The organism is Streptomyces nanshensis (assembly GCF_001751255.1).
Taxonomy (GTDB): Bacteria; Actinomycetota; Actinomycetes; order Streptomycetales; family Streptomycetaceae; genus Streptomyces; species Streptomyces nanshensis_A.
Genome location: NZ_LJGW01000143.1, coordinates 22,190 through 47,142 on the forward strand (window position 1 = coordinate 22,190; position 24,953 = coordinate 47,142).

The 24,953-nt window shown below is 71.3% G+C and carries 20 protein-coding genes; 15 read left to right on the forward strand and 5 right to left on the reverse strand.

What is annotated here, in order from left to right; all coding sequences use genetic code 11:
• Positions 1 to 56 precede the first annotated feature (56 nt).
• Together AN218_RS08395 and AN218_RS08400 are read right to left on the reverse strand one after the other, a co-directional pair.
• Positions 57 to 890, reverse strand: a complete 834-nt coding sequence (locus tag AN218_RS08395) for an ABC transporter permease (RefSeq protein ID WP_079131939.1) — start codon at positions 888 to 890, stop codon at positions 57 to 59.
• The gene (locus tag AN218_RS08400) at positions 862 to 1,701 is read right to left on the reverse strand and encodes an ABC transporter ATP-binding protein (protein WP_070016132.1); all 840 of its coding nucleotides are present in this window, start codon (positions 1,699 to 1,701) and stop codon (positions 862 to 864) included. The genes AN218_RS08395 and AN218_RS08400 overlap by 29 nt, the downstream gene beginning before the upstream one ends.
• Positions 1,702 to 2,687: 986 nt before the next feature.
• Here AN218_RS08400 and AN218_RS08405 point away from each other — a divergent pair.
• Positions 2,688 to 5,411 (forward strand): alpha/beta fold hydrolase, encoded by a 2,724-nt coding sequence (locus AN218_RS08405; protein WP_079131940.1) that lies wholly within the window; start codon positions 2,688 to 2,690, stop codon positions 5,409 to 5,411.
• Positions 5,408 to 6,283 (forward strand): ABC transporter permease, encoded by an 876-nt coding sequence (locus AN218_RS08410; protein WP_070016133.1) that lies wholly within the window; start codon positions 5,408 to 5,410, stop codon positions 6,281 to 6,283. The genes AN218_RS08405 and AN218_RS08410 overlap by 4 nt, the downstream gene beginning before the upstream one ends.
• Positions 6,284 to 6,559: 276 nt before the next feature.
• Here AN218_RS08410 and AN218_RS08420 read toward each other — a convergent pair whose 3' ends face one another.
• Positions 6,560 to 6,946, reverse strand: a complete 387-nt coding sequence (locus AN218_RS08420; protein ID WP_070016135.1) for a hypothetical protein — start codon at positions 6,944 to 6,946, stop codon at positions 6,560 to 6,562.
• 758 nt (positions 6,947 to 7,704) lie between these two features.
• Between AN218_RS08420 and AN218_RS08425 the strand changes: the two genes are divergently transcribed.
• Together AN218_RS08425 and AN218_RS08430 are read left to right on the forward strand one after the other, a co-directional pair.
• Positions 7,705 to 9,588, forward strand: coding sequence for an ABC transporter ATP-binding protein (locus AN218_RS08425; RefSeq protein ID WP_070016166.1), 1,884 nt, complete (start codon positions 7,705 to 7,707; stop codon positions 9,586 to 9,588).
• Between the two features lie 98 nt (positions 9,589 to 9,686).
• Complete coding sequence (locus AN218_RS08430) at positions 9,687 to 10,250, forward strand: GNAT family N-acetyltransferase (RefSeq protein WP_070016167.1); 564 nt, start codon at positions 9,687 to 9,689, stop codon at positions 10,248 to 10,250.
• A 25-nt stretch (positions 10,251 to 10,275) separates the two neighbouring features.
• Here the strand turns inward: AN218_RS08430 and AN218_RS08435 are convergent, their stop codons facing one another.
• Positions 10,276 to 11,241, reverse strand: coding sequence for an alpha/beta hydrolase family protein (locus AN218_RS08435; protein ID WP_070016136.1), 966 nt, complete (start codon positions 11,239 to 11,241; stop codon positions 10,276 to 10,278).
• 221 nt (positions 11,242 to 11,462) lie between these two features.
• On the opposite strand from AN218_RS08435, the gene AN218_RS08440 reads away from it, so the two are divergent.
• Both AN218_RS08440 and AN218_RS08445 read left to right on the forward strand, forming a co-directional pair.
• Complete coding sequence (locus tag AN218_RS08440) at positions 11,463 to 11,861, forward strand: MerR family transcriptional regulator (protein ID WP_070016137.1); 399 nt, start codon at positions 11,463 to 11,465, stop codon at positions 11,859 to 11,861.
• 156 nt (positions 11,862 to 12,017) lie between these two features.
• Positions 12,018 to 12,572 (forward strand): hypothetical protein, encoded by a 555-nt coding sequence (locus AN218_RS08445; RefSeq protein ID WP_070016138.1) that lies wholly within the window; start codon positions 12,018 to 12,020, stop codon positions 12,570 to 12,572.
• A gap of 351 nt (positions 12,573 to 12,923) precedes the next feature.
• Here the strand turns inward: AN218_RS08445 and AN218_RS08450 are convergent, their stop codons facing one another.
• Positions 12,924 to 13,604 (reverse strand): TetR/AcrR family transcriptional regulator, encoded by a 681-nt coding sequence (locus AN218_RS08450; protein WP_070016168.1) that lies wholly within the window; start codon positions 13,602 to 13,604, stop codon positions 12,924 to 12,926.
• A gap of 106 nt (positions 13,605 to 13,710) precedes the next feature.
• Between AN218_RS08450 and AN218_RS08455 the strand changes: the two genes are divergently transcribed.
• From AN218_RS08455 to AN218_RS08495, 9 genes are all read left to right on the forward strand, one after another.
• A complete protein-coding gene (locus AN218_RS08455; RefSeq protein ID WP_070016139.1) occupies positions 13,711 to 15,285 on the forward strand; it encodes an FAD-dependent monooxygenase in 1,575 nt (524 codons plus the stop codon).
• A 238-nt stretch (positions 15,286 to 15,523) separates the two neighbouring features.
• Positions 15,524 to 16,486, forward strand: coding sequence for a MaoC family dehydratase (locus tag AN218_RS08460; protein ID WP_070016140.1), 963 nt, complete (start codon positions 15,524 to 15,526; stop codon positions 16,484 to 16,486).
• Positions 16,487 to 16,602: 116 nt separating this feature from the next.
• Positions 16,603 to 18,009 (forward strand): MFS transporter, encoded by a 1,407-nt coding sequence (locus tag AN218_RS08465; RefSeq protein ID WP_070016141.1) that lies wholly within the window; start codon positions 16,603 to 16,605, stop codon positions 18,007 to 18,009.
• The gene (locus tag AN218_RS08470; protein WP_070016142.1) at positions 18,006 to 19,022 is read left to right on the forward strand and encodes a MaoC family dehydratase; all 1,017 of its coding nucleotides are present in this window, start codon (positions 18,006 to 18,008) and stop codon (positions 19,020 to 19,022) included. The genes AN218_RS08465 and AN218_RS08470 overlap by 4 nt, the downstream gene beginning before the upstream one ends.
• Positions 19,023 to 19,057: 35 nt before the next feature.
• Positions 19,058 to 20,755 carry a thiamine pyrophosphate-binding protein gene (locus tag AN218_RS08475; protein WP_070016143.1) on the forward strand — a complete coding sequence of 566 codons (1,698 nt, stop codon included), beginning with the start codon at positions 19,058 to 19,060 and terminating at the stop codon, positions 20,753 to 20,755.
• On the forward strand, positions 20,752 to 21,966 hold the full coding sequence (locus AN218_RS08480) for a CaiB/BaiF CoA transferase family protein (protein ID WP_070016144.1): 1,215 nt from the start codon (positions 20,752 to 20,754) through the stop codon (positions 21,964 to 21,966). The genes AN218_RS08475 and AN218_RS08480 overlap by 4 nt, the downstream gene beginning before the upstream one ends.
• Positions 21,963 to 22,679, forward strand: coding sequence for a GntR family transcriptional regulator (locus AN218_RS08485; protein WP_244900354.1), 717 nt, complete (start codon positions 21,963 to 21,965; stop codon positions 22,677 to 22,679). The genes AN218_RS08480 and AN218_RS08485 overlap by 4 nt, the downstream gene beginning before the upstream one ends.
• Positions 22,676 to 24,142, forward strand: coding sequence for a xylulokinase (locus tag AN218_RS08490; RefSeq protein WP_070016145.1), 1,467 nt, complete (start codon positions 22,676 to 22,678; stop codon positions 24,140 to 24,142). The genes AN218_RS08485 and AN218_RS08490 overlap by 4 nt, the downstream gene beginning before the upstream one ends.
• 141 nt (positions 24,143 to 24,283) lie before the next feature.
• The gene (locus AN218_RS08495; protein WP_244900355.1) at positions 24,284 to 24,949 is read left to right on the forward strand and encodes a GntR family transcriptional regulator; all 666 of its coding nucleotides are present in this window, start codon (positions 24,284 to 24,286) and stop codon (positions 24,947 to 24,949) included.
• The last annotated feature ends 4 nt before the right edge of the window (positions 24,950 to 24,953 follow it).

A 24,953-nucleotide genomic window follows, 5' to 3' on the forward strand; every position in this document is an offset into this window, starting at 1 on the left:
TGTGACGCGTGCTGTCGTACTGTCGTGTGACTCGGCCGGTGGCTGCTGTCGGCGGCTCAGTCGGAGGCCGACCAGAAGGTGAACCGGCGCTCCAGGTGACCGACGCCCCGCGTGAGGACGATGGCGACCACGGCGATGACGGCGATGGACGCCATCGCCTCGTCCATCGCGAAGTTCGAGGTCTGCAACTGCACTTGGTAGCCGAGTCCCGAGGAGCCCATGAAGAGCTCGGCGACGATCGCCCCGATCAGCGCGCGGCCGACGGCCTGCCGTATGCCGGCCAGGATGTACGGCAGCGTCGCGGGGAACGCGACGGCCCTGAGCGTGTACAGGCGGGACGCGCAGTAGACGCGGGAGACCTGTGTGTAGGCGGGATCCAGATTGCGGGAGCCGGCGATGACATTGATCAGCAGCGGGAACAGCGAGCTCCACACCACGATCACCAGGCGCGCGTTCATCTCTATGCCGAACCAGAAGATGAGCATCGGCAGGAAGACCACATACGGAACCGAGTACATGATGCTGATCAGCGGATCCGTCAGGCCGTGAAGGTATTTGTTGCGCCCGATGAGCAGCCCGGCGGGGATGCCGGCGACGACCGAGATCGCCATGCCGAGCGCGACGATGGAGAGCGTCGAACCGAGCGGCGCCCAGATCGCCCCCGAACCGACCGATTCGATCAGGGCCAGGAAGGCACCGGACGGCGAGCTGCTGAAGTTGGGGTCGACGATGCCGGTGACCGCGCAGAGCTGCCATGCGCCCAGCACCACCGCGAGTCCCACGACCCCGAGGACCAGATTGAGATGGCGGCCCGACGTACGGCGCGGACGCGGCCCGGCCGTGCGCACCGGCGGCCGGACACTACCCGGCGACAGTTGTGTGGCTGTCATGGTCACTCGCCCTTCGGCCTGGTTGGGACCGGCTCATCACGAGCCGCAGGATGTAGTCACTGATCGCCTGGAATTCGGCGGACCGCTTGACGGCGGCGTCACGCGGTCGCGCCAGGTCGACTTCCACGACTTCGAGCAGACGGGCGGGCCCGTCGGAGAACACGACCACCCGGTCCGCGAGGAACACGGCCTCCGGCACGTCATGGGTGACGAAGACGGCGGTCTTGCCCTTGCCGGTCCTGTCGGCCTGCCAGATCCGGGTCAGCTCCTCCTGCATGACCTCCCTGGTCTGCGCGTCGAGCGCGGAGAAGGGCTCGTCCAGCAGGAGGAGGTCCGGATCGGTCGCGAGGGCGCGAGCCAGATTGACGCGCTGCCCCATGCCGCCGGAGAGCTCGCGCGGGTACTTTCCCTCCTTGCCGGAAAGCCCGACCAGCTCCACGAGCCCCGCGACCCGGTCCTTGCCCTTCTTGTCGAGCCGCTGCTGTGCCTTGAGACCGAACGCGATGTTGGCCTCCACCGTCCGCCACGGGAAGAGGGACGCCTGCTGGAAGACGAGTGAGCGGTCGGGCGAAGGCCCGAGTATCTGCTCCCCGTTGAGCTCCAGCCGCCCCGAGGTCACCGGCAGCAGACCGGCGACAGCGCTGAGGAAGGAGGTCTTCCCGCAGCCGCTGGGACCCACGATCGCGACGAATTCACCTTCGGCGACATCGAACGAGAGCCCGTCGCACGCGAGGGAGAACGAATCGGTGCGTGCCGACCGGTACCCGAGCGTCACGTCGCCGACGAGCAGTTTCTGAGCGGGTTGATTCACGGAGCCTCCTTCGGGAGGGAAGCCGGTCCTACCGGCGTGGCGGCCGACCGGACTGGATGGGGAAGCGGTCCGGCCACAGCCACCCGTCTTGCCCTGTCCACGAAGTGTCGACACTAGGATTCAATCAGCGGCGCTGCTCGATGTCCATAGAGCTGCAACCACTTGTCCGCGTTGTTTCCGCCGCCCCGGCCGGCACCTCGGGACCACCACCTGAAACTCTGAGGAAGCACCTCTCCACGCCGCCCTCCACACCCCACTCTTCCTGCGCTTGAACACGTCAGGACGTGCACACGAAGCACGTGATCGCCGACGCCGAGCAGCACACCCCACTCCGGGGCGGCCGACTTCGCGCCCTGCCGCACCGCGCAGCCGGCAGGGAAAGCAGGCGGCGGCGAGTTCGGCCGTCCGCCCCCTTATCGACCAAGTGTCGACACTAGATCGGGCACGGCGTACGTACGGACGTGGGGCTCGGGCGGCGCGTCGTACCGGCGCCCGGTGGAAGGATCGAGCGGGTGGGCGGCATGAGCTCCGTCTCCAAGAATCGTCCGGCGCTGGATCACGGTGGAGCAGCCCGCCGTCATGAACTCACCGGCGAGCACCGAGAGTTACTCGTGCTCCACTGATGCCGCGGCCGGCGAAACTCCTCGCCCGGAACGGGAACCCGACGGCCGGCTCGTCGACCAGCGGCACCGGGCTTCCTGGCTTCGGACGCCTCGTCGTTCGTCACCGGCGCTGAACTCTTCGCCGACGGCGGCTACACCCGGGCCTGAACGAGGGCCGGTGGTGCGCATCCGGTTCCCTCGAAGCGACGGGCGCGCTCCCGGCCACGCGGGAGGGCGTGCTGTTTCAACCTGGGCGTCGCCGATCGCAGCGTCGGCATACCGCGTCGGTTGTACGCCAGCACCGTGCACGTACGCCCGGGAGCGGAGCCGGAATCCACCTGGAGGCCCCCGGATACCGGCGGTCTGTCCTTCTAGGGTTCGAGGATGGAGCTGCGAAAGAGCCGTGTGACGCGCCTGTTCCGGCCGTCGGCGCCGTCAGCCGGGCCGCGCGGGAAGGCGCATCGCGGCTGGAGACGGTTGCTCGTCGGTGCCGCCGTCCTCGTCACGCTCGCCGGTGCGGGCACGTGGAGCGCGGTGGCGTCCGGCGGACAGCCGCCGGTCCGGCAGGCCGACCGCACCTTCGACGTGCCGGACGCGCGGATCGACGCCTCGTACTTCACCTCGGGCTCCCCGTCCGCGAAGCGTCCCGCCGTGCTGCTCGGTCACGGTTTCGGCGGACGCAAGGACGACGTGCGCGCGCAGGCGCAGAGCCTGGCCCGTGAGGGATACGCCGTACTGACCTGGTCGGCGCGCGGCTTCGGCGACTCCACGGGGCGGATAGGCATCAACGACCCGGACCGCGAAGTCGCGGACGTCTCCCGCCTGATCGACTGGCTGTCCCGGCGCCCGGAGGTGCGCCTCGACGCGGCCGGCGACCCGCGGGTCGGGGTGGCCGGAGCCTCCTACGGCGGAGCGGTCGCGCTCCTCGCGGCCGGGCACGACGCCCGGGTCGACGCCATCGCGCCGCGGATGACGTACTGGAACCTGGCCGACGCGCTGTTCCCGGACGGCGTCTTCAAGAAGCTGTGGTCCGGGGTCTTCTTCGGCTCCGGCTCTCCCGGCGGCGGCTGCGGGCGCTTCGAGGCGGAGCTGTGCGAGATGTACGAGCGGGTGGCGGTGAGCGGCGAGCCGGACGACGACGCCCGTGAACTGCTGGAGGCCCGCAGCCCGTCCGCCGTCGGGGACCGGATCAAGGTGCCCACGCTGATCGCCCAGGGGCAGGCCGACTCCCTCTTCCCGCTGGGCCAGGCGGACGCCATGGCCAAGGCGATCCGGGCCAACGGGGCGCCCGTCTCCGTCGACTGGTTCGCGGGCGGACACGACGGCGGAGACCTGGAGACCTCCCGCCTCGACGCCCGTACGACGGCCTGGTTCGACCGCTATCTGAAGGGCGACAAGGGTGCGGACACGGGACCGGCCTTCCGCGTCACCAAGTCCGGAGGGGTGGACTCCACGGACGGCACGGTCCGCAGCCGGGGCGCCGTCGGCGAGACCTATCCCGGGCTGAGCAGCGGCGCCCGCACCGTCGCCCTCGACACCGCGGAGAGGCCCTTCGAGAACCCGCCGGGCGCGGGGCCGCCCTCGATCTCCGCCGTCCCCGGTCTGGGCGGCGGACTCGGCGGCGGACTCTCCCAGTTGTCCTCGCTCGGCGTCGGCGGGCTGAACGTCGACTTCCCCGGCCAGCACGCCCGTTTCGACTCCCGGCCCCTGAAGAACCCGCTGCACATCACCGGCTCCCCCACCGCCACGGTGCGCGTGAAGTCCCACGTGAAGTCCCAAGGGGCCGACGACGCCGTGCTCTTCGCGAAGGTCTACGACGTCGGGCCGGACGGCAAGCAGACCCTGCCCTCCCAACTCGTCGCCCCCGTCCGGATCGCCGACGCCGGGAAGGGCCGGACCGTGCGACTCCGCCTGCCCGCCGTGGACCACGAAGTCGAAGCGGGCCACCGGCTGCGGCTCGTCCTCGCCGCCACCGACCTCGGCTATGCGTCTCCGGCCGAACCGGCCTCGTACACCGCCTCGGTGAAGGGCGGCCTGAGCGTCCCCACCGCTCGCGGTGTCACCACCGAGACCGCCCCGCTGCCCGCGTGGGTCTGGGCCCTCCCCCTCGCCGGCGCGCTCGCCGCCGTCCTGCTGGTGACCGGCAGGCGCCGCGCCCCGGCCCCCGCTCCCGACCCCGAACTGGCCGACGTACCGCTGCACATCACCGGGCTGACGAAACGCTACGACACCTCCGCCGACCGCTACGCCGTACGCGACCTGAGCTTCCGCGCCGAGCAGGGCCAGGTGCTCGGTCTGCTGGGCCCGAACGGCGCGGGCAAGACCACCGCCCTCCGCATGCTGATGGGCCTGGTCACGCCCGACGAGGGCGAGATCCGGATCTACGGGCACGCCGTGCGGCCCGGTGCGCCGGTGCTCTCCCGGGTGGGCGCGTTCGTCGAGGGCGCCGGCTTCCTCCCGCATCTGTCCGGGCGGGCCAACCTGGAGCTGTACTGGGCCGCGACGGGCCGTCCCGCGGAGGACGCCCACCTCGGGGAGGCGCTGGAGATCGCCGGGCTCGGCGACGCGCTGCACCGCGCGGTGCGCACGTACTCGCAGGGCATGCGGCAGCGGCTCGCCATCGCCCAGGCCATGCTCGGCCTGCCCGATCTGCTGATCCTCGACGAGCCCACCAACGGCCTCGATCCCCCGCAGATCCGCGAGATGCGCGAGGTCATGATCCGGTACGCCGCGCAGGGCCGCACCGTGATCGTCTCCTCCCACCTCCTGGCCGAGGTCGAGCAGACCTGCACCCACCTCGTCGTCATGGACCGCGGGCGGCTCGTGCGGTCGGGCACGGTCACGGAGATCACCGGCTCCGGCGAGACGCTGCTCGTCGGCGTCGACGGCCCGCCCGTCCCGGACGCCGTGCTGGGGAAGGTGGCCGGACTGCCGGGCGTCGGCTCCGCCGTACGGACCGACGACGGCCTGCTCGTACGGCTGGAGGGCGCGACCCCCGCCCGACTGCTCGCGGAACTCGTCGGGATGGAGATCCCCGTGAACGGCCTGGGCCCGCACCGCCGCCTGGAGGACGCCTTCCTCACCCTGATCGAAGGAGAGACCTCGTGACCGCCCCGCTGGAAACCGCGTCCGGCTACCGCGCGGGCCGCACCCTGCCCTTCCGGGTGGAGGCGGTCCGGCAACTGCGGCGCCGTCGTACGGCCGTGGTGGCGGTGATCCTCGCCGTGCTGCCCTTCGTCCTGGTCGTCGCCTTCGCGATCGGGGGCGACGACGGCGGCGGTGGCGGTGGCGGCGCCGGCCGTGAACAGCGCATCAACCTGGTGGACACCGCCACGGTCTCCGGGCTGAACTTCGCCACATCGGCGCTCTTCCTCTCCGCGGGCTTCCTGCTGGTCATCCCCGTGGCGCTGTTTTTCGGGGACACCGTCGCCTCGGAGGCGGGCTGGTCCTCGCTGCGCTATCTGCTCGCCGCGCCCGTGCCGCGCGCACGGCTGCTGTGGAGCAAGCTCCGGGTGGCGCTGACCTTCAGCCTGGCCGCGATCGTGCTGCTTCCGCTGCTCTCGCTGGCGGTGGGCACCGTCGCGTACGGATGGGACCCGCTGCGGAGCCCGACGGGCAGCTCGATCCCCGCCACCGACGCCGTGTTCAGGCTCGCCCTCGCCGTCGCGTTCGTCTTCGTCTCCCAACTGGTCACGGCGGGGCTGGCGTTCTGGCTCTCCACCGTCACGGACGCGCCGCTGGGCGCGGTCGGCGGAGCGGTCGGGCTGACCATCGTCGGCAATCTGCTGGACGCGGTCGAAGCACTGGGCTCCTGGCGGGAGTTCCTTCCCGCGCACTGGCAGTACGCGTGGGCGGATGCGATACAGCCCGAGCTGGAATGGACGGGAATGCTCAAGGGCACCTCCGTCTCGGTGGCGTTCGCCCTGGTGCTGTTCGCCCTGGCCTTCCGGGGGTTCGCCCGCAAGGACGTCGTCTCCTGACCCGGCTCGAGCACGTCGCGTCACATGCGTCCACGCACAGGTGGGGATGGCTGTGACGAAGGAGCGCTCTTGGTCGCACCACGTGCAACTCCCCGCAGCGCAGCGCGTGTTCGTCGACGATCAGCCGGTCGACCTGGCCCCGGCCGCCACGCTCCGTGTGCCGAACCAACCGTTCTCAGCGGAGCAACCGGCCGGTTCCGTACGGGGCGGAGAGCACCATGTCCGGGCGGGCATACGGACGGGCACGTCCTGCCCGGGACGCGTCGGCCGGGGCTGTCACAGCAACCAGTAGGGCGTGGTGTCGGCCTCGCTGATCGGTGGGCCGAACTCGAAGCCGTGCCGGCCGGCGTGTGCCTCCGGCAGACCGCACGCGTCCTCCTGCAGGGTCCCCGCGAGGAACCGGACCGGACAGGGCGAGAGGGGCAGGATCTCCCGCCGCGAGTCGAACTCGGCGCCCTCCGCCCAGCGCAGCCACAACGAGACAGGCGGTACGCCCTCGCCTCCCTGCAAGCCTTGCGCGAGCGTGTGATGCAACCCGGCATGGCCGCTCTCCAGCACACACCACAGAGCCGGCTCGGGCTCGAAACCGCCGCCCTCGAGCAGGGGTTGCTCCTCATCGAGGATGAGCGTCCTCCCCGGACACGAGACCTGATACACAGACACACCGCCCACTATGCCCCGTCGCACGGCCCAACACCCCCCGGACGTACGGGAAGTGGGCACAGCGGCAGCGCAACTCACGTTCCGCGCCCCTGGAGTTGCCCTCCACGGCTGCTGAACCGGGCATCGTGAGTGCAGTAATCGCACTTCCATGTGGAGACGGCAGAGCGGGCGCCGAAGGCGCGCGCCGCTGTCCGTCCCCGCCGTCTGGTCCGTTGCACCAAGGCACCCGGCGCCCCCGGAAACCGCCATGCGCAATCCCTCGCCAGGGTGACTGGACACCGTTCGAATGACCCGCGCCCACGGCCGCGGCTCTACGAGGGGCCCGACTCGCGCAACAGAACACCTGTCCGCTGAAGACCCGTTACCGAGCCCGTCGCGGGGCCGTTTCTAGAGCGTCTGTACCCACCGCCCATCCGTACGGAGGACTCCTTGGCGCCCGCACGTACTCACACGTCCGTCCCGGCTGAAATCGAACGACCCCCTCATGGTGTGCCGCCAACCCCGGCCAGGCGGCGCGGTGTTGACGCCGTCCCCGGCTCTGCGTTCCGCGGGACGTGGTCGGCATGAACAAGGCCGAGGGATCCGACAGCACCGGCAACGGAGCACGCAGCGGCCACAGTTCGCCCGACGAACCGGCCGCACACCACCGAACTCCCGGTCCCCGTACCGGACTTGCCGATTCGCCGGAGGAGAAGCCGACGGTGCCCCGGCAGGCCACGGGTGACACCGTCGGCGACGAGGACTCCGACAGCTCGCAGATGCGGTTCGTGGACCTGACGGGGAGCCGCGAAGCGGCCGGCAGGTCGATCCGGCTGGTCGACATGGCACGCCGCCTGCCCCTGTTGGTCCGCCGGTCCCTGGCTCTGGCCTGGCGGGTGGACCGGCCCGCCACCGCGGGGCTCCTCGCCTGCCAGACGGTCGCCGGCATCACACAGGCGATGGGACTGCTGGCGATCAGCGGCACGCTGACCGCCCTGCTCGCCAGCGGAGACGTCCTGGACCGGCTGCTGCACGCGTGGCCGTCCGTCGCGCTGCTCGCGGGCGCCGCCGCCGCGCGGGCGGTGATGGGGATCACGGTGAACTGGCTCTCGTCGCGGCTGGGTCCGCTGATGACGCGCGAGGCCGAGCAGATGCTCCTCGACGGCTGCACCGCTGTGGAGTTGGCCGCCTACGACGAACCGGACTTCAACCGCGACCGGGAGGCCGCCGACCGCGGCGCGCAGGTCACCGGAGACCTGATCGACGAGGGCCAGGACCTCATCGCCTCCTCCGCCAGCTTCCTCGCCGGAGCCGTCGTCCTCGCCGGGGTCCATCCGGTGCTGCTGCCGCTGCTGGTGGCCGCCAGCCTGCCGCAGGCCGTCTCCCAGGTCAGCGCCGCCCGGGTGCGATACCTGGCCAACCTGCGCAGCAACGGCGACAACCGGATGCTCGCGGTGCTGCGCTGGCACATCTACACCCGGGACGCCGCCGACCAGATCCGCGCCGGCACCATGGCCTCCTTCCTCTCCGGCCGGTACCGACGCACGGTCGCCCGGATCAACCGGGAGGACCGGGCCGCCGCCGACCAGGGGGCCCGGTTCTCGCTGCTCGGCGCGGTATGCGGAGGGTTGGGCTCGGCGATCGTGTGGGCGGCGGTGGTGTGGCTGCTGGCGACCGGCCGGATCAGCGTCGGACGCGCGGGCGCGGCGGTCTTCGCCCTGCAGACCGCGGGCCAGTCCGTCCGCGGCCTCGTGGCCGTCGGTTCCCGGGCCGTACGCACCGGCCTGTACATGGACGACTGGACCAACTTCCTCGAACGCACCGGCGGGTTCCGCATGCGCCGCGGCACCCACCGCCCCGGGCCGCCGAAGACGATCGAGATCGCGTCCCTCTCCCACCGCTACGCGGGCAAGGAGCGGGACGCGCTGACCGACGTCTCCCTCACGCTGAACCGCGGTGAAGTCACCGCGCTGGTGGGCTTCAACGGCTCCGGCAAGAGCACGCTGTCGAAGATCGTCAGCGGCCTGTACCTCCCCACCCGGGGACACGTGCTGTGGGACGGGACCGCCACGCACGACGCCGAGCCGCACGCACTGTGGAAGCAAGTGGCCCTCGTACCGCAGGACTACGCACGCTGGCCGCTGACCGTGCGGGAGAACATCACGCTCGGCCAGCCCTCCCCGCGCGGGGACACGGCCGCGTACGAAGCCTGCGAGGCCGCCGGCGCGGACGAAGTCGTCGCCCGACTCGCCGCCGGGCTGGACACGTTGCTCGCCCGGGAGTGGCTGGGCGGGGAGGAGCTGAGCGGCGGACAGTGGCAACGCGTCGCTCTGGCGCGGGCGTTCTTCCGCGAGGCCGGACTCCTGGTCCTCGACGAGCCGACCGCCAACCTCGACCCCAAGGCCGAGTACCGGATCTTCCAGCGGCTGCGGGACCTCGCACGGGAGCGGGTGGTGCTGCTGGTGACCCACCGGATCACCAACCTGGCCGTCGCCGACCGGATCGTCGTCCTCGACGAAGGACGCATCGTCCAGGACGGCACCTACCCCGAACTCGCCCACCGGCCGGGCCTCTTCCAGGAACTGCTGTCCTACCAGGTCACCTCCGAGACGGCCCCGAGCGACCACGACCACTCCGGAACCGTGCCGCCTCCCCGGGCGTGACCGCGCGTTACGCGGATGTACGAGCGACCTCCAACGCCCGGGCTCGGACCGGGCGTTGGGCGCTCCGACCGCCCTCGTGACGAGGCAAGATGGCACACATGACGTTGGCCACCCCCGTACTGCACACCGCCCGCCTGCGGCTGCGGCCCTTCACCGACGCGGATGCGGCTCCCCTCTTCGCACTGCACAGCGACGCCTACGTGCTGCGCTACTGGGACTCCCCGCCGTGGAACGAACCGGCGCGCGCCGAGCGCTTCATCGCGAAGTGCCGGACGATGGCGGACGAAGGGACGGGGGCGCGGGTGGCCGTCGACCGTGTTTCTGACGGGGCCTTCGTCGGCTGGTGCGGTCTGACCGGATGGAACCCGGACTACCGCAGCGCGTCGTTGGGCTACTGCCTCGCCGAGGCGATGTGGGGCCACGGCTACGCGACGGAGGCCGCGCACACCCTGCTGACGTGGGCATTCGACACACTCGACCTGAACCGGATTCAGGCCGAGACCGATACGCGCAACGCGGCGTCCGCCCGCGTCCTGGAGAAGATCGGATTCGTACGCGAAGGAACGCTGCGGGAAGACTGCATCGTGAACGGCGAGGTCTCCGACTCATGGGTGTTCGGGTTGATCAGGCGGGAGTGGCGGCCGCCTGCCGGTCGGTGTTAGCCGGGCAACTCCGCTGCCGCGGCGGTCACTTGGAGTCGAGGCGTCCCAGCGGGTGGGCGTTCCCGGCGAGGGCCTTGCGCGCCGCCGTCCAGCCGGAGCCGTCGATGCCGAAGCTGTGACGCAGATAGACCGAGGTGACCTGCTGGATCAGGGCGACGCGCGACGGGTCCTCGTCGGTGGTCTCCGCGGAGTCGTAACCCGAGACGCCGCCGAGGAAGTGTTCCGCTCCGTACAGGGTGAGCAGGCTCTCTGCGCCGGGGCTCAGACGGTACGGGTCCGTCGTCCAGTCCGCGCCGCGGACGGTCAGCGGGAGGTCGTCCCGGTCCCCCGCGACCACCAGGGCCGGGGTGGTCAGGTGCGAGAAGTCCGGGTCCCTCAGCCAGGGCAGGTTCTCGGCGGCGAAGGGCGTCAGATCGTCGCCGCCCGTCCCGGCCGTGGCGAGCAGGACGCCCGTCGTGACCCGCGGATCGGAGAGGTCCTCCGACGTCCCCGTCTCCGGGTCGCGGACGCGCAGCCCCAGCAGCACGCCCGCGGTCTGGCCCCCGAAGGAGTGCCCGGCCGCAGCGACACGGCTCCGGTCCGGGCGCCCGGCGAGGCCGGGGACGGCCGCCTCCAGCACGTCGAAGCCGTCGAGAACGCGCTGCATGTCCTCGACCCGGAACCGCCACATCCGCGGCCTGCGGGGATCGTCCGCCGGAAGTCCGAGCGTCCTGGAGTCCAGATGCGTGGGCTGGACGACGACGAACCCGTGGGCGGCCCAGTGGTCGGCGAGGGGTCCGTAGCCCTCCAGCGACGAGCCGTAGCCGTGCGAGAGGAGGACCAGCGGCAGACCGCTCCCGGTCGCCGGCGCGGACACACGCACGCGCAGGTCCTCGCCGCGTCCGGGGGCGGGCAGTACGACCGGTTTCACGGAGACGACGGGGGCGGGGGCAGGAGCGGGGGCGGGGGCGGCACCGGGGGTGCCGGTCGCCGCCGTGACCGGGATGCTCATGGGAACTCGCTTCCTTCGGGCGGTACTTGGCGCACGGCGGGGCGGACGAGCGCGGGCGCCCCCGCGCTCGGCGGCCCCGGCCGGGCTTCGTACGGATTACGCTAAAACCTGACGTCGACGTCAGAGGCAAGCCCGACGTCAGAGGCAAGCCCGGCGTCAAAGGCAAGCCGGGGCCAGCAGCAGTCCACGACAGGGCAGCCCACGGCAGGGAGGCGGTCACCATGCGCATCGGCGAGCTCGCCGCCAGAACCGGAGTCAGCGTGCGGGCGCTGCGGTACTACGAGGAACAGGCGCTGCTCGCCCCGGAACGCAGCGCCAGCGGACAGCGGCACTACCGGGAGGACGCGGTCGACCAGGTCGTGCTGATCCGGCAGCTCTATGCCGCGGGCCTGTCGAGCAAGACGATCGCCGGACTCATGCCGTGCGTCGTCGACGGCGACGCCACCCCGGAACTGCTCCGCCGGCTGGCGGCGGAACGCGACCGCGTGGACGCCCGTATCGCCGAACTGCTCAGCGCCCGCGAACGGTTGGACTCCGTGATCGACGGCGCCACGTCGAACCTGCTCACGGGGCGGCGCTGCCGCAACAGGACCGCCCCGGAGCCGAACGCCGGGCCGTGACCGGCTGCACCGCCGACGACGGCCCCCACCCGGCTTTCCTGCGCGGAGCGCCCTTGGGGCCCGGTACGTCCCCAAGTCAGGGGTCGGCCTCATACTTCTGCACAACATGTCGGGCCGTAGCACGAGTCGGCTCAACTCTGAGGCAGGGGAGGCCGGATGGAGATTGGCGACGTGGTACAGGAGGCTCTGCGCGGGGCCCTGCGGGACGTCTGGCGGAGGTACCCGCAAGTGGTGAGGGAGAATACGAGTGAACGGTGTGTGGTGGCGAAGGTCGCAGCCGCTCTGCAAGTACGAATAGACAACGCCCTCGGAGAGGGCTTTCGGGCAGATGTGGATCACAACCGATCACACCCCCGGGATGTTGAAGGCAACGAGGCCATCCGAACCAAGTACCTCGGAGAACCCAAGGAGAACGACCGGGGCGAGCAAGTCACTCCGGATCTGATCGTGCATGACGGGACAGGCGACGTCAGCCGAAACCTGCTGGTGGTGGAGGCGAAAAAGGGGGATGTACGGGCTGGGGGCCGCAAGCGTGACTACGACAAGCTGAGGGGCTACTTGCACGTCTTCCAGTACAAGCAGGCTGCCTTCGTCGAGTGGGACGCCCGGGGCGGACCGCCTCGGCTCGAATGGATGACGTTCGACACGGAGATGCCTGACCCGAGGAAGCGGGCCAGGGAAATCGTGGAGGTTCAGCAGTTGAGCGGGTGAGCTGTTGACCTCGAGCTCCGGCTGTCGATTTCCCGACATCGTCCGCTGACCTTCGCGTAGGGCAACCCTGCCAACTGCCTGCCGGAACATGGAGAGCAGCCCAGTCAACACCGGCCGCCGCGGGGCCCGTTCGGTGAATCCGGAGCTCAGGTCGCAGACGGCGAATGCATCGGCGTCGTCCAGCTCGGCCGCTCGTACGCGCCTACGGGCGCGTACGCACTGCGTCGAAGTCCCTTCCGGTTCCAGCCGATCGGAACGTACAGGGATACCGCTACGCACGGCCCCAACCGCCCGCCGGAGACCGGCCGTTCGGGCCTCACCGGCGCCCGTCGGCCGGATGCGATGCCGAGGTCAGCGCTTCTGTGACCGCTTGGGCGACCGCCCCGGAGTGCGCTTCGGCGTGAGGTCCCGCAGGCCGTTCCCCAGCAGCGTGAAGGCGTGTTCGGCGTCGGCCACCGCGCCCGCGTAGCGCGCGTCGGCCGCCTCACCGTCCGCGAGGCGGCGGGCGTTGTCGTGGGCGAGGATCCACTGGACGGTGACGATCTGGGCGGCGGCCAGACGTGACGTGAGGTCGGGGGTGTCCGCCGTCTCGCGCAGGGCCTGGGCGAGTGCGCGTTCCGCGCCGGCCTTGAAGCCTTGCATCCGGGACGCCAGGGACGGGGAGTCGAGGATCATCCGCGTCAGGCGCAGCACGTCGGGGCGGTCGTTGAGTCCGGTGATGGGGTCGCGTTCGCGGAGCCGGGCGAGGACGTGGTCGCGTACGGCGGCCAGGGGGCCTGCGCCGGGCTCGCGGGCCCGTACGACGCGGGCGAGTTCGGTCTCGTGGTCGGCGAGGCGGTGCAGTACGAGGTCTTCCTTGGTCGGGAAGTAGGCGAAGAGCGTGCGCTTGGACACCTCGGCGGCGTCGGCGACCTGGGCCACCGAGACCTTGCCGAAGCCGTGTTCCAGGAAGAGCGTGATCGCGGCGTCGGAGATCGCCGCGCGGGTCCGCTGCTTCTTCCGTTCCCGCAGTCCTGGCCTGCCGTCGTCCACGGTCCACACCGTAGCAGTCGGCTCCCCCGAGGATATTTCTGCACCGGGTGTAGTTTTATACCGAGGCGAGATACATGGAGGAGTCGAACATGACCGGGAGCTGGACATGACCGAACCGGAAACCCTCGACACCGAGGTCGTCGTGGTGGGCGCCGGGCCGACCGGGCTGATGCTGGCCTGCGAGCTGACCCTGGCCGGCGTCCGGACGCTGGTGCTGGAGCGCTCACCGCAGCGGATCGAGCAGGTCAAGGGCGGCGGGATACAGCCGCGCACCGCCGAGATGCTTCAACTGCGCGGTCTGCTCGCCCCGTTGCAGGCGCGCGCCGCCGAACGCGTGCCGACGGGCGGGCACTTCGCCGCCCTGCCGGTGCCGCTGGACTGCACCCCGTGGCGGACCAGGCATCCGTACCCGATCGCGATCCCGCAGTGGAAGGTCGAGGAGGAACTGGAGGAACGGGCCGTCGCGCAGGGCGCGCGGGTCGTACGCGACGCCGCGGTCCGCGCGGTCGAGCCGGACGACGACGGCGTACTGGTCGCGACGTCGGGCGGACCGCGGGTGCGGGCCCACTACGCGGTGGCCTGCGACGGCGGGCACAGCACAGTACGGAAACTGCTCGGCATGCCGTTCCCCGGCAGGTCCGGAACGCACCGGGCCGTACTGGCCGACGTCCGCCTCACCGCCGTCTCGCCCCAAGTGCCGCGGGAGATGGGGCACTTGAGCACACTGACCCGGCACGAGGGCGGCTACTGGGCGATGCTGATGCCGCTGGGTGGCGAGCTGTACCGGCTCACCTACGGCCGTACGGGAGGAACGGACGCCGCCGGTCAGGAAGACGCCGGTCGGGACGACACCGGCCGCGACACCCCCGTCACCCCGGAGGAGATCACCGCCGCCCTGCATGCCGTGTACGGCTCCGAGACCACCCTCGGCGCGGTCGAGAACGCGTCCCGATTCACCGACGCCACCCGGCAGTTGGAGCACTACCGCACGGGCCGCGTCCTCTTCGCCGGAGACGCCGCGCACATCCATCCCCCGCTGGGCGGCCAGGGCCTCAACCTCGGTATACAAGACGCGTACAACCTGGGCTGGAAGCTGGCCGCCACCGTCCAGGGCCGGGCACCGCGCGGCCTCCTGGACAGCTACCACGCCGAACGCCACCCCGTCGCGGCCCAGGTTCTGCACCACACCTCGGCGCAGCGCGTCCTCGCGAACCCGAACCCCGGCGCGGACGTGGCCGCCCTGCGCGACATCGTCGTCGACCTGCTGCGTCTGCCCGACGCCAACCGCCATATCGCGGGCCTGATGTCGGGCCTCTCCCTGCGCTACGACGTACCCGGGGACCATCCGCTCACGGGGCACCGCGTCCCGGACGCCGACCTCGTCACCGGCGCCGGCGCCACCCGGCTGTCCGCGCTCTTCGGCCGCGGCCACGCCGTCCTGCTCGATCTGACCCACGGCGTACCGGCGGACCTCCGGCTTCCGCCCCGTATCGACCTCGTCCACGCCACCCGCTCCGAGGACTCCCAGGACCCCGAGGACTCCCAGGACTCCCAAGACATCGGAGCAGCCGCCCTGCTCCTGCGCCCCGACGGCTACGTCTGCTGGGCCACGGACTCCTTCGCCGACGACGGCGAGACCCTGCACGCCGCGGTCAGGGACCACCTCGCGACGACGCCCTGAGCGGCGACCGCTCCGTGCCGGCCTCGTCTCGCGGCCTCACCGCGACCCCAACTGCCCCTCGCCCGCCGCGAGATGAGGCCCGGCCTGCGTCGCCCCGTCGCCGTACGCGCCGAGCAGCCGCATGCCGGACACATCCCGGAGCCGACATACCCGTTGACAGCTTCCGTTGTGTGAACCTAGCGTAAAGCCTAGTCGTCTAGACAATTTGGCCTGGGACGGGCCCGACACGGAGGTGACCATGGCGTCGCAGACTTCGCCCCTGAAGGAGGCCCGCTTCGAACTGGTCGAGATCCCCGAGCCGATGGGCCCCGTCGAGGTGACGGTGGACCGGCGCAAGGTCCTCGACTACGCGTACTGCGAAGACGACTTCGGCTCCTGGTACTTCGGGGAGTCCCCCTTCGGCGGCCCCGTGGGTCATCCCCTCGTGCTCGCCAACGATCTGCTGTTCCTGTTCTACGAGAACTACGACGGCAACACCGCGCAGGGTCTGCACACCCACGAGCACCTCACCTTCCACTCACCGGTGAAGGTCGGCGAGACCGTGACCGTCGAGGGCGGCTACACGGAGAAGTACCAGCGGCGCGGCCAGGGTTACGTCGTCCTCGAAGCGGAGGCGCGCGGGGCCGACGGGCGTCTGCTCGTACGGCACACCGGCAAGGAGATCATGCGCACGGTCGCCGGCGAGATCGTCGGCCAGCGCCGGGCGGCGGGAGCCGAACGCCCCCGCACCGTGCTCGGCACCGTGGACGACAGCGTTCCGCCGCTGGACCGTGCACGGCTGGACGCTCCGGAGAGGGCGGCCCTCCCCACCCGTACGACGGCCTTCACGCAGGACCAGATGTCGGCGTTCTCATGGGCCGGGCGCGGCTACGCCAACGTCCACACGCACCGGGAGAAGGCTCTCGCCGCCGGGCTGGACCGCACGATCGTGCAGGCCCAGCAGCAGACCGGCTTCATCGTCTCCCACCTCGTCGAGATCTTCGGAAAGAGCTTCTTCACCTCCGGCGAACTCGATCTGCGCTTCGTCTCCCCGGTCTTCGTCGGGGACGAACTGACCACGGGCGGCGCGGTGTCCGGCGTCCACGGCGACCGTCTGGAGCTGGAGGTCTGGGTGGACAAGGCCGACGGGACGCGCAGCGCCCTCGGCTGGACGTCCGCGCGTGTCGACGGCGACCCCGCGCGCCCCACCCGCCTGGTGTGACCTGAGCGCTCATCCGCGCCGGCCACCCTCACCGCTCCCCGCCGCCCCTCCCATCGAGCCCCATCGATTCACGTCGAGTCCCATCGACTCAGACATCACCGACAACGGAGTCACCCATGCCAGAAACAGCCACCGCCGGGCCGTCCGGCGGGCGGGAGCGGGCCGCGCTGGCCAAGCGCGCCGCCGTCGCCAGCCTCGTCGGCACAGCGGTCGAGTGGTACGACTACTTCATCTTCGGGACCGCCTCGGCGCTCGTCCTGGGCCAGTTGTTCTTCCCGAACGACAAGGACCCGATCATCGGCACCCTGTCGGCCTTCGCGGTCTTCGGCGTCGGCTTCGTCGCCCGTCCCGTCGGCGGCATCGTCTTCGGGCACTTCGGGGACAAGTTCGGCCGGAAGGCGGCCCTGGTCACGACGCTGATGATGATGGGCATATCGACCTTCCTCATCGGGCTGCTGCCCACGACGGCGCAGATCGGCGTCTGGGCGCCCGTCCTGCTGGTGGTGCTGCGGCTGGTGCAGGGCTTCGCCGTCGGCGGTGAGTGGGGCGGCGCCTCGCTGGTCGCCGTCGAGTACGCACCGCCGCACAAACGGGGTGCCTACGGCAGCGCACCGCAGATCGGCAACGCCGTGGGACTGGTCCTCTCCACGAGCATCTTCGCGCTGGTCTCCCTGCTGCCGGACGACGAACTCCTCGGCTGGGGCTGGCGCGTGCCCTTCCTCTTCAGCGCCGTACTCATCGCGGTCGGCCTGTTCATCCGCTTCCGGCTGACCGAGACGCCGACGTTCCGCGCCGCCCAGAAGAAGCTGGAGGAACAGGCCGCCGACCAGAGCGTGAAGGAGCGGATGCCGCTCGCCGAGCTGTTCCGGCGGTTCCGTAGGCCGCTGCTGCTGACCATGGGAATGCGGCTGGGCGAGGCGGTCTTCGGCTACATCATCCTCACCATCGGTCTGACCTTCGCCACCAACTACACCGACGTCCCGCGCACCGACGTGCTGGTCGCCAGCACCGTCGCGGCCGCGGCCGCCATCTACACCTACTACTACTTCGGGAAGCTCTCCGACCGGATCGGCCGCCGCGCCGTCTTCATCATCGGCGCGGTCACGGGCCTGATCGTCACCTTCCCCTTCTTCTGGATCCTCCAGGCCGACGCCGTGGTGCTCACGTACGTGATCTACACCGTGGCGTACGCGATCGGGGTGGGCGCCGTCTACGGCGTCGAACCGGCCTTCTTCTCCGAGCTGTTCAGCACCAAGGTGCGCTACACGGGCGTCTCGATGGCCGCGCAGATCCCCAGCATCCTCATCGGTCTGTGGCCGCTGGCCTCCACCGCGCTGCTCGCCGCGACCGACGGCGATCCCTGGCCGATCGCGCTGATCACGGTGGGCTCGCTCGTCATCGCCCTGGTCTGTGCGTGGCTCGCTCCGGAGACCAACAGGAGGGACATGGACCGCGTCGGCGAGGGCGAGGACGAGGACGAGGAGAGCGGCCGTTCCGGCGAGCCGAAGGCGGTGGCACCGTGACGGACGCGTCCCCCCGGTCCCCGCGCCCCTGGCGCGACCTGACCGACCCGCGCCGCACCGCCGACGCCGACGTGCTCGAAGCGGGCCTGAAGGAGCCGGAGTTCGAGAATCTGAGCATCCCCGAGGAGCTGGGGACCGTACGGGTCCTCGTGGACGACCACAAGATCAAGCGGTTCGCGTTCACGCAGGACGACCACTCCCCCTGGCATCTGCACCGGAGCCCGTTCGACGGGCAGCGGATCGCGCACGCTGCGCTCCTCGGCAACGACCTCGTCCAGCTCTTCACCCTCGTCTACGCCGCCAGCAAGGTCGTCGGCTACCACACCGAGGAGCAGATGTGGTTCGACAGCCCGGCCGTGCTGGACGAGACGGTCACGCTCACCGGCAGGTACACCGAGGCCTACCGGCGCCGCGGCCAGGGCTACGTCGTCATGGACGCGCGGGCCACGGGCGAGGACGGGCGGAGCATCGTCCGGCACCGGGGCGTGGAGATCCTCCGCACCGATCCGGGCGCCATCGGCGGCCGGGGGTCGGCGAGCCCCGAGCGCCGGGTGGCCGGCGAAGTGGCCGACGACGCACGGGTGGTCACGGCCCTCGACGCCGAGGTCCGGCCGGGCGACGTGCTCGCCCCGCTGCACAAGACGGTCACCGCCGAACAGGCCGCCGTCTTCAGCCGCGTCGGCGAGTACGTACGCAACATCCACAACGACATCGGCGTGGCCCGCGCGGGCGGGCTGCGCGCACCGATCGTGCAGGGCCAGCAGCAGTTCGGCGTACTGGCCCAACTGCTCAGCCTCCGCTTCGGATCCGCCTTCTTCACCTCCGGGTGGCTGCGGGTGAAGTTCCTGGCGCCCCTGGAGGTCTTCGAACCGTTCGTCTCGACCGGCGTGGTCACGGCGGTCACCCCGGTCGACTCGGGTCTCCGCATCGATCTGGAGGTCTGGGTCCGACGGGAGTCGGACGGCCGGCTGATGACGGCCGGCTGGGCCTGCGCGACCGTTCCCGCGTCCTGACCGGACGCATCGACACAGAAAGCGAATCACCGCAGATGAGTACATCCAAGACCGGCGGTCAGCTCGTCGTCGACATGCTGCGCTCCTTCGGCGTCGAGTACGTCTTCGGCGTCGTCGGCGGCCAGACCCTCGCGATCACCGACGCGATCATCGACACCCCCGGCATCGAACTCGTCCACACCCGGCACGAGAACGCCGCGGCCGTGATGATGGACGCCTACGGCAGGCTGACCGGCAGACCGGCCGCCTGCATCGCGACGACCGGCCCCGGCGCGACCAACCTGCTCACCGGCGTGGGCGGCGCCTACCGCGACTCCAGCCCCGGCTTCGTACTCACGTGCAACAACAACGGCGAGAACATCCACAAGGACGACGCGCAGAACGCCGACCACGTCCGACTCCTGGGCCCGCTGGTGAAGTTCTCGCGTCTGGTGGCGCACGCCTCCTCGATCAAGCAGGCCATGGAGGAGGCGTACGTCAACGCGCTGACCGGCAACCCCGGTCCCGTACACCTCGACTTCGCCCGCGACACGATCGAGGGCCGCGTCCAGGACCCGCCCGCGGTTCCGGCGGAACATCCCAGCCGGCGGTGGGTCGGCGAGCGTCCGGCCGCCGAGGCGGCCGTGCTCGCCCGCACCGTGGAGCGTGTGCTGAGCGCGCAGCGTCCGGTCGTCTGGCTGGGCAACGGCGGCAACCGGGCGCGCGCGAGCGAGGACGTGCTCGCTCTCGCCGAGGCCCTGGGCATCCCGGTCGTGACCACGTTCAACGGCATCGGGTCCGTACCGACCACGCATCCGCTGGTGTTCGGGGCGGCCAGCCGCATGGGCACCGCCCTCTCCGGCAGGGTCCTGGACGAGGCCGACCTCGTCCTCGCGCTCGGCAACAGCCTCAACGCCGTCTCGACGACCCGCTGGCGGCGCTCCCTGCCCGAGATCGTCCAGGTCGACGTCGACCCCGCGATGATCGGGCGCTACTACTCCGAGATCACCGAGGGCGTGGTGGGCGACCTCGCCTCCTTCGCCCGCGGCCTCGTGACCGCCGCCGGCCAACGCGCCGCCGGCGCACGGGAGATGAGGGCGGAGTGGCTGGCCTCGCTGCAGAAGGCACGTACGGCGTGGTGGCAGAGCACCGAGGTCGCGGACACCGCCGCCCAAGGGGCCCTCTCGCCCGCCGACATCGTCCGTACGCTGCGTGAAGCCGCGCCCGACGAGACCCTGTTGATACCGGACGCCGGCAACCCCGGCGTGTGGTCCTTCCTGTGGGAGATCCGGCAGCCGAACAGCTACATCAAGCCCGTCGGCTTCGGGAACATGGGCTTCGCGCTGCCCTCGGCCGTCGCCGCGTCCCTCATCGACCCGGCACGTCCCGTCCTCGCCCTGATCGGGGACGGCTCCCTGGCCATGAGCATGGGCGAGCTGGAGACCCTGGCCCGCGTCGGCGGCAACGTCTGCGTCGTCGTCCTCAACGACTCCAGCTACGGAAACATCCGCCAGGAACAGGAGCTGCACTTCGGCGGACGCACCGTCGGCGTCGACTTCGGCCCCGTCGACTTCGCCATGGCCGCGCTGGCGATGGGCGTCGAGGGAGCGACGGTCGGCAGCCTGCCGACGCTGCGGCAGCGCGTCGCCGAGGCGCTGGCCGCGGGCACGCCCACGGTGCTGGACGTACAGATCGACCGCGACGCCAACGCGTGGACGTACCCGGCGTTCACGGGCCGGCGGGAGGAGGCATGAGCGACATGGCGGACGGAACGGCGGCGGCGCCGCTCGCGGGCGTGAAGGTGCTCGATCTGTCGCGGTTCATCGCCGGGCCGCTGTGCGCGCAGATCCTGGCCGACTTCGGGGCCGAGGTCGTCAAGATCGAGCGGCCGGGCGGCGAGGACTCCCGCCACCACGGGCCGTACCACGAGGACGAGAGCATCTACATGTTCCTGTACCACCGGAACAAGTACGACGCGGCGCTCGACACCCGCCACCCCGAGGCGCTCGGCATCCTGGAGCGGCTCATCGAGTGGGCGGACGTGGTCGTGGAGAACTACCGTCCGGGCACCATCGAGAAGATGGGCATCGGCTACGAGCGGATGAAGGAGCTGAACCCGGACGTCATCCTGGTCTCCATCTCCGGCTTCGGGCAGACGGGCCCCGACTCCCGCCGGGCGCTCTTCGACGCGATCTCCCAGGCGTCGTCCGGGCTGATGAGCATGACCGGCGAGCCCGGCGGCAGGCCCACGCTCAGCGGGACCTACATCGCGGACTACACCACCGGCTACCAGGGCGCCATCGGCGCGCTGTTGGCGGTGCTGCACCGTGAACGGACGGGCGAGGGACAGCTCGTGGACGTCGCGTCGTTCGACACGATGTTCTCCGCGCTGGGCGTCCGCCTCATCTCGGAGCTGATGCTCGGGCAGAGCATGCCGCGCAGCGGGTCGCGGGATCTGCTGACCGCACCGGTGAACGTGTACGAGGCCGCGGACGGGCCCGTCTACATCCAGGCCGGCACCGCCTCGCTGTTCGCGAAGATCTGCGCCGTGATGGACCGTCCCGACCTGGCCGGGGACCCGCGCTTCGCGACGGTCGACGGCAGAATGTCCCAACAGGAGTATCTGGAGGGCGAGATCGGCGCCTGGGCGTCCTCGCGCACCGTCGCCGAGATCGCGCACGCCCTGGAGGACGCCGGGGTGCCCTACGCCAAGGTCGCCGACGTCGCCGAGGTCGCACGGTCACCGCAGATCGCGGCCCGCGGAATGATCGTCGAGTCGGAGCATCCCGAACTCGGTACGATCCGCATGCCCGGCAACCCCGTCAAGATGGAGAAGACCCCGCCCATGGTCCGCAAGGCACCACCCCGAGTCGGCGAGGACAACGACCACGTGTACCGGGACATCCTCGGGCTGAGCGCCGAAGAGCTGGCGGGGCTGCGGGAGTCGGGAGCGGTCCGGCCGTGACGCGCGCCCCCAGGTATCAGGTGATCTACAACGACCTCGTCGAGCAGATCCAGTCCGGCGCACTGGCTCCGGCCGCCCAACTGCCGGGCGAGACCGACCTCGCGCGGCAGTACGGGGTGAGCCGGATGACCGTGCGCCAGGCGCTGGACCTGCTGGACTCCGACCGGTTCGTCGTACGCCGGCAGGGCAGCGGCACGTTCGTCAGCGAGAACGTCAAGCGGGGCCGGCGCCTGAACCGGCTGCGCTCCTTCGCGGACGAGATCGCCAGCACCAGCAGCGAGGTCTCCTCCCGCGTCGTACGGGCCGAGGCGGAGAAGGCGGACGCCGAGGTCGCCGACGCCTTCGGCATAGCGGAGGGCGATCTGGCCAGCCACATCACGCGCGTACGGCTCATCGACGGCTGCGCCGCCGCCCTCCAGGACGCCTGGATCCCCTACGCGGTCGCGCCCTCGCTGTGCCGGGAACCGCTCCTGGGCGGCTCCCTCTACCGCACGCTCAGCGAACGCTTCGGCGTCCAACTCCGGTACGCCGACCAGTCGATGACGGCCGCGCTGCTCACCGAGGCACAGGCCGCGCTCCTGGACGTCGCACCGGGAGGGGCCGTGCTGGAGGCCCGCCGCCGGACCTTCGACGCGACGGGCGGCGTCGTCGAGCTGACGACGAGCTGGACCCTGCCGCAGTTCCCGTTCCTGCTGCGGATAGACGCCGAATGAGCGCAGCCCCACGGGTCGTCGCCGTGGACGTCGGCACCTCCGCGGTGCGCGCCGCTGTCGTCGACCTCGACGGACGCGTCCTGGCGACCCGTCACCGCTCCCGCGCGTGCGACCCGGGCGGAGAGATCTTCGACCCGGCCGCGCTGCACCGCGACGTACTGGCCGCCCTGCGGGGCGTCTCCGCCGCCGAGGAGGCCGCCACCGGGGAGGCCGGCGCCGGCGAACCGCCCGCCGCGCTGGCGATCGCCGCCCACATCGGCACCGTCACCGTGGACGCGGACCTCGAACCCGAGGAACGCGGCGGCGGCTGGTCCGATCCCCGCGGTCTGGAGAGGCTCGCGGCGCTCGACGACGCGACCGTACGGCGGATCCTGCACGCCTCCGGGCGGCCCTCGCTCGCCGGGGGCGCGCTGGCTCGCCTGCTGGAGAGGGACGCGGAGCACGCCGCGTCCGTACACGCCGTGCTCTCGCCCAAGGACTTCCTCGTCGCACGGCTCACCGGGGAGCTGGTCTCCGACACCGTCGGCGCCGCGTACACCCTGGCGTCCGACGTGCGCAGCCGCTCCTGGAACACCGCGCTGCTGGACGAACTGGGCCTGGACGCCTCGGTGTTCGCACCGCAGACCGAACCGGCCTCCGTGGTCGGCACCCTCACCGGACCGGCCGCCGACGCCACGGGCCTGCCCGCGGGGCTTCCCGTCGTATCCGGCGGACCGGACGGCTCCGTCGGCATCGGGCTGCTGCTGGGCACCCGTGAGGACGCCGTCGCGGACGTCGCCGGAACCACCGACGTGGTCGGACGGCTGCTGCCCTCGGCCGACGAGGCTCCCGAGGGCGCCGTCCTCAACCCCTCGGTCCTGCCCGGCCGGTTCGTCGCGGGCGGAGCCAGCGGACTGACCGGCGGAGCCGTCGCCCGGTGGCGGTCCCTGACCGGTGACGTCGAGGACGAGCGGATCGCGGAAGTGCCGCCGGGGGCCGACGGGTTGACGGTCCTGCCCGCCATGACGGGCGCACGCTTCCCGCGCTGGCGGCCCGGCTCCCGCGGTGCGGTGCTCGGACAGCACCCCGGGCACGGTCCCGCCCATCTGCTGCGCGCCGCGCAGGAGGGGGCCGCGTTCACCGTGCGCGAGGGGCTGGACCGGCTCGACCCCTCGGGGCGGCTTCCGGTCGTCCTCGCCGGCGGCTCGGCCCGCAGTACGCATCTGGCACGACTGCGCGCGGACGCGCTGGACCGTCCGCTGCTCATCTCGCCGCAGCCGGACGTGACCCTGCTCGGCGCCGCCGCGCTGGCGTTCCTGGGCTGCGGTGCGGCCACGGATCTGGACGCCCTGCGCTCCCGGCTGATCGGCACCCTGCGCGAAGTCCGTCCCGACGCCGCGCACGCGGCCCGCTACACCGGGCTCTACGCACGCTGGCGCGCACTGCACGACGCGGTGGACCGGGAGGAGGGCACCGGGGGCTGAGCCGTCCCGGGCGACCGCCTGTCCGGCGGGCCCGCCCGGCCCCGGTCCGGGGGCCGCTCACGGCTGCCGTCAGCAGGGAAGTACCGAAGGTAACGGCGAGGTCGCGTGCGAGAATGTCGCAGGAGTTCCACGGGAGGACACGTGACGATCGCGAAGCGCTCGGCCCGGCGGCCGATAGCGGACCAGATGTACGACGTGCTCATGCGTCAGTTGCTCGACGGCGAGCGCATGGCGGGCGAGACGCTCAACATCGGCGCGCTGACGCGAGAGCTCAACGTCAGCCAGACCCCTCTGCGTGAGGCGCTCGCACGGCTCGAACACACCGGCCTGGTGTACCGGGAGGCCCTCAAGGGCTACCGCGTCGCCAACCCGCTCAGCGACCGCGAGGTCGACAAGCTCTTCGAGGCCCGGTCGGTGCTGGAACCGGCCCTCGCCTACGAGGCGGCGCTGCGTACGACGCCGGAGTTCCTGGAGGAGCTGCGCGGCACGGTCGACGAGCTGGCCGACGCCAGCACGCACGCCGACGAGGAGACCGACAGCTTCCGCCACTACTGGCACTCCGACGCCGAGTTCCACCGGCTGATCGCCGCGCAGAGCGACAACCCGTTCCTGGAGCACTCCTATCTCGCGCTGACCGGACACATGCAGCGCTTCCGGCTGTTCACCAAGCGCGGCCGTACGGGGGCGGCGGCCGCCGCGCGAGAGCACCGCGTCGTCCTGGACGCGCTGCAGAAGTCCGACCCGGACGGCGCGCGGGAGCAGATGCGCCAGCACCTCCTGGACGCCCGCGCACGCCTTCTCTCCTAGGCCG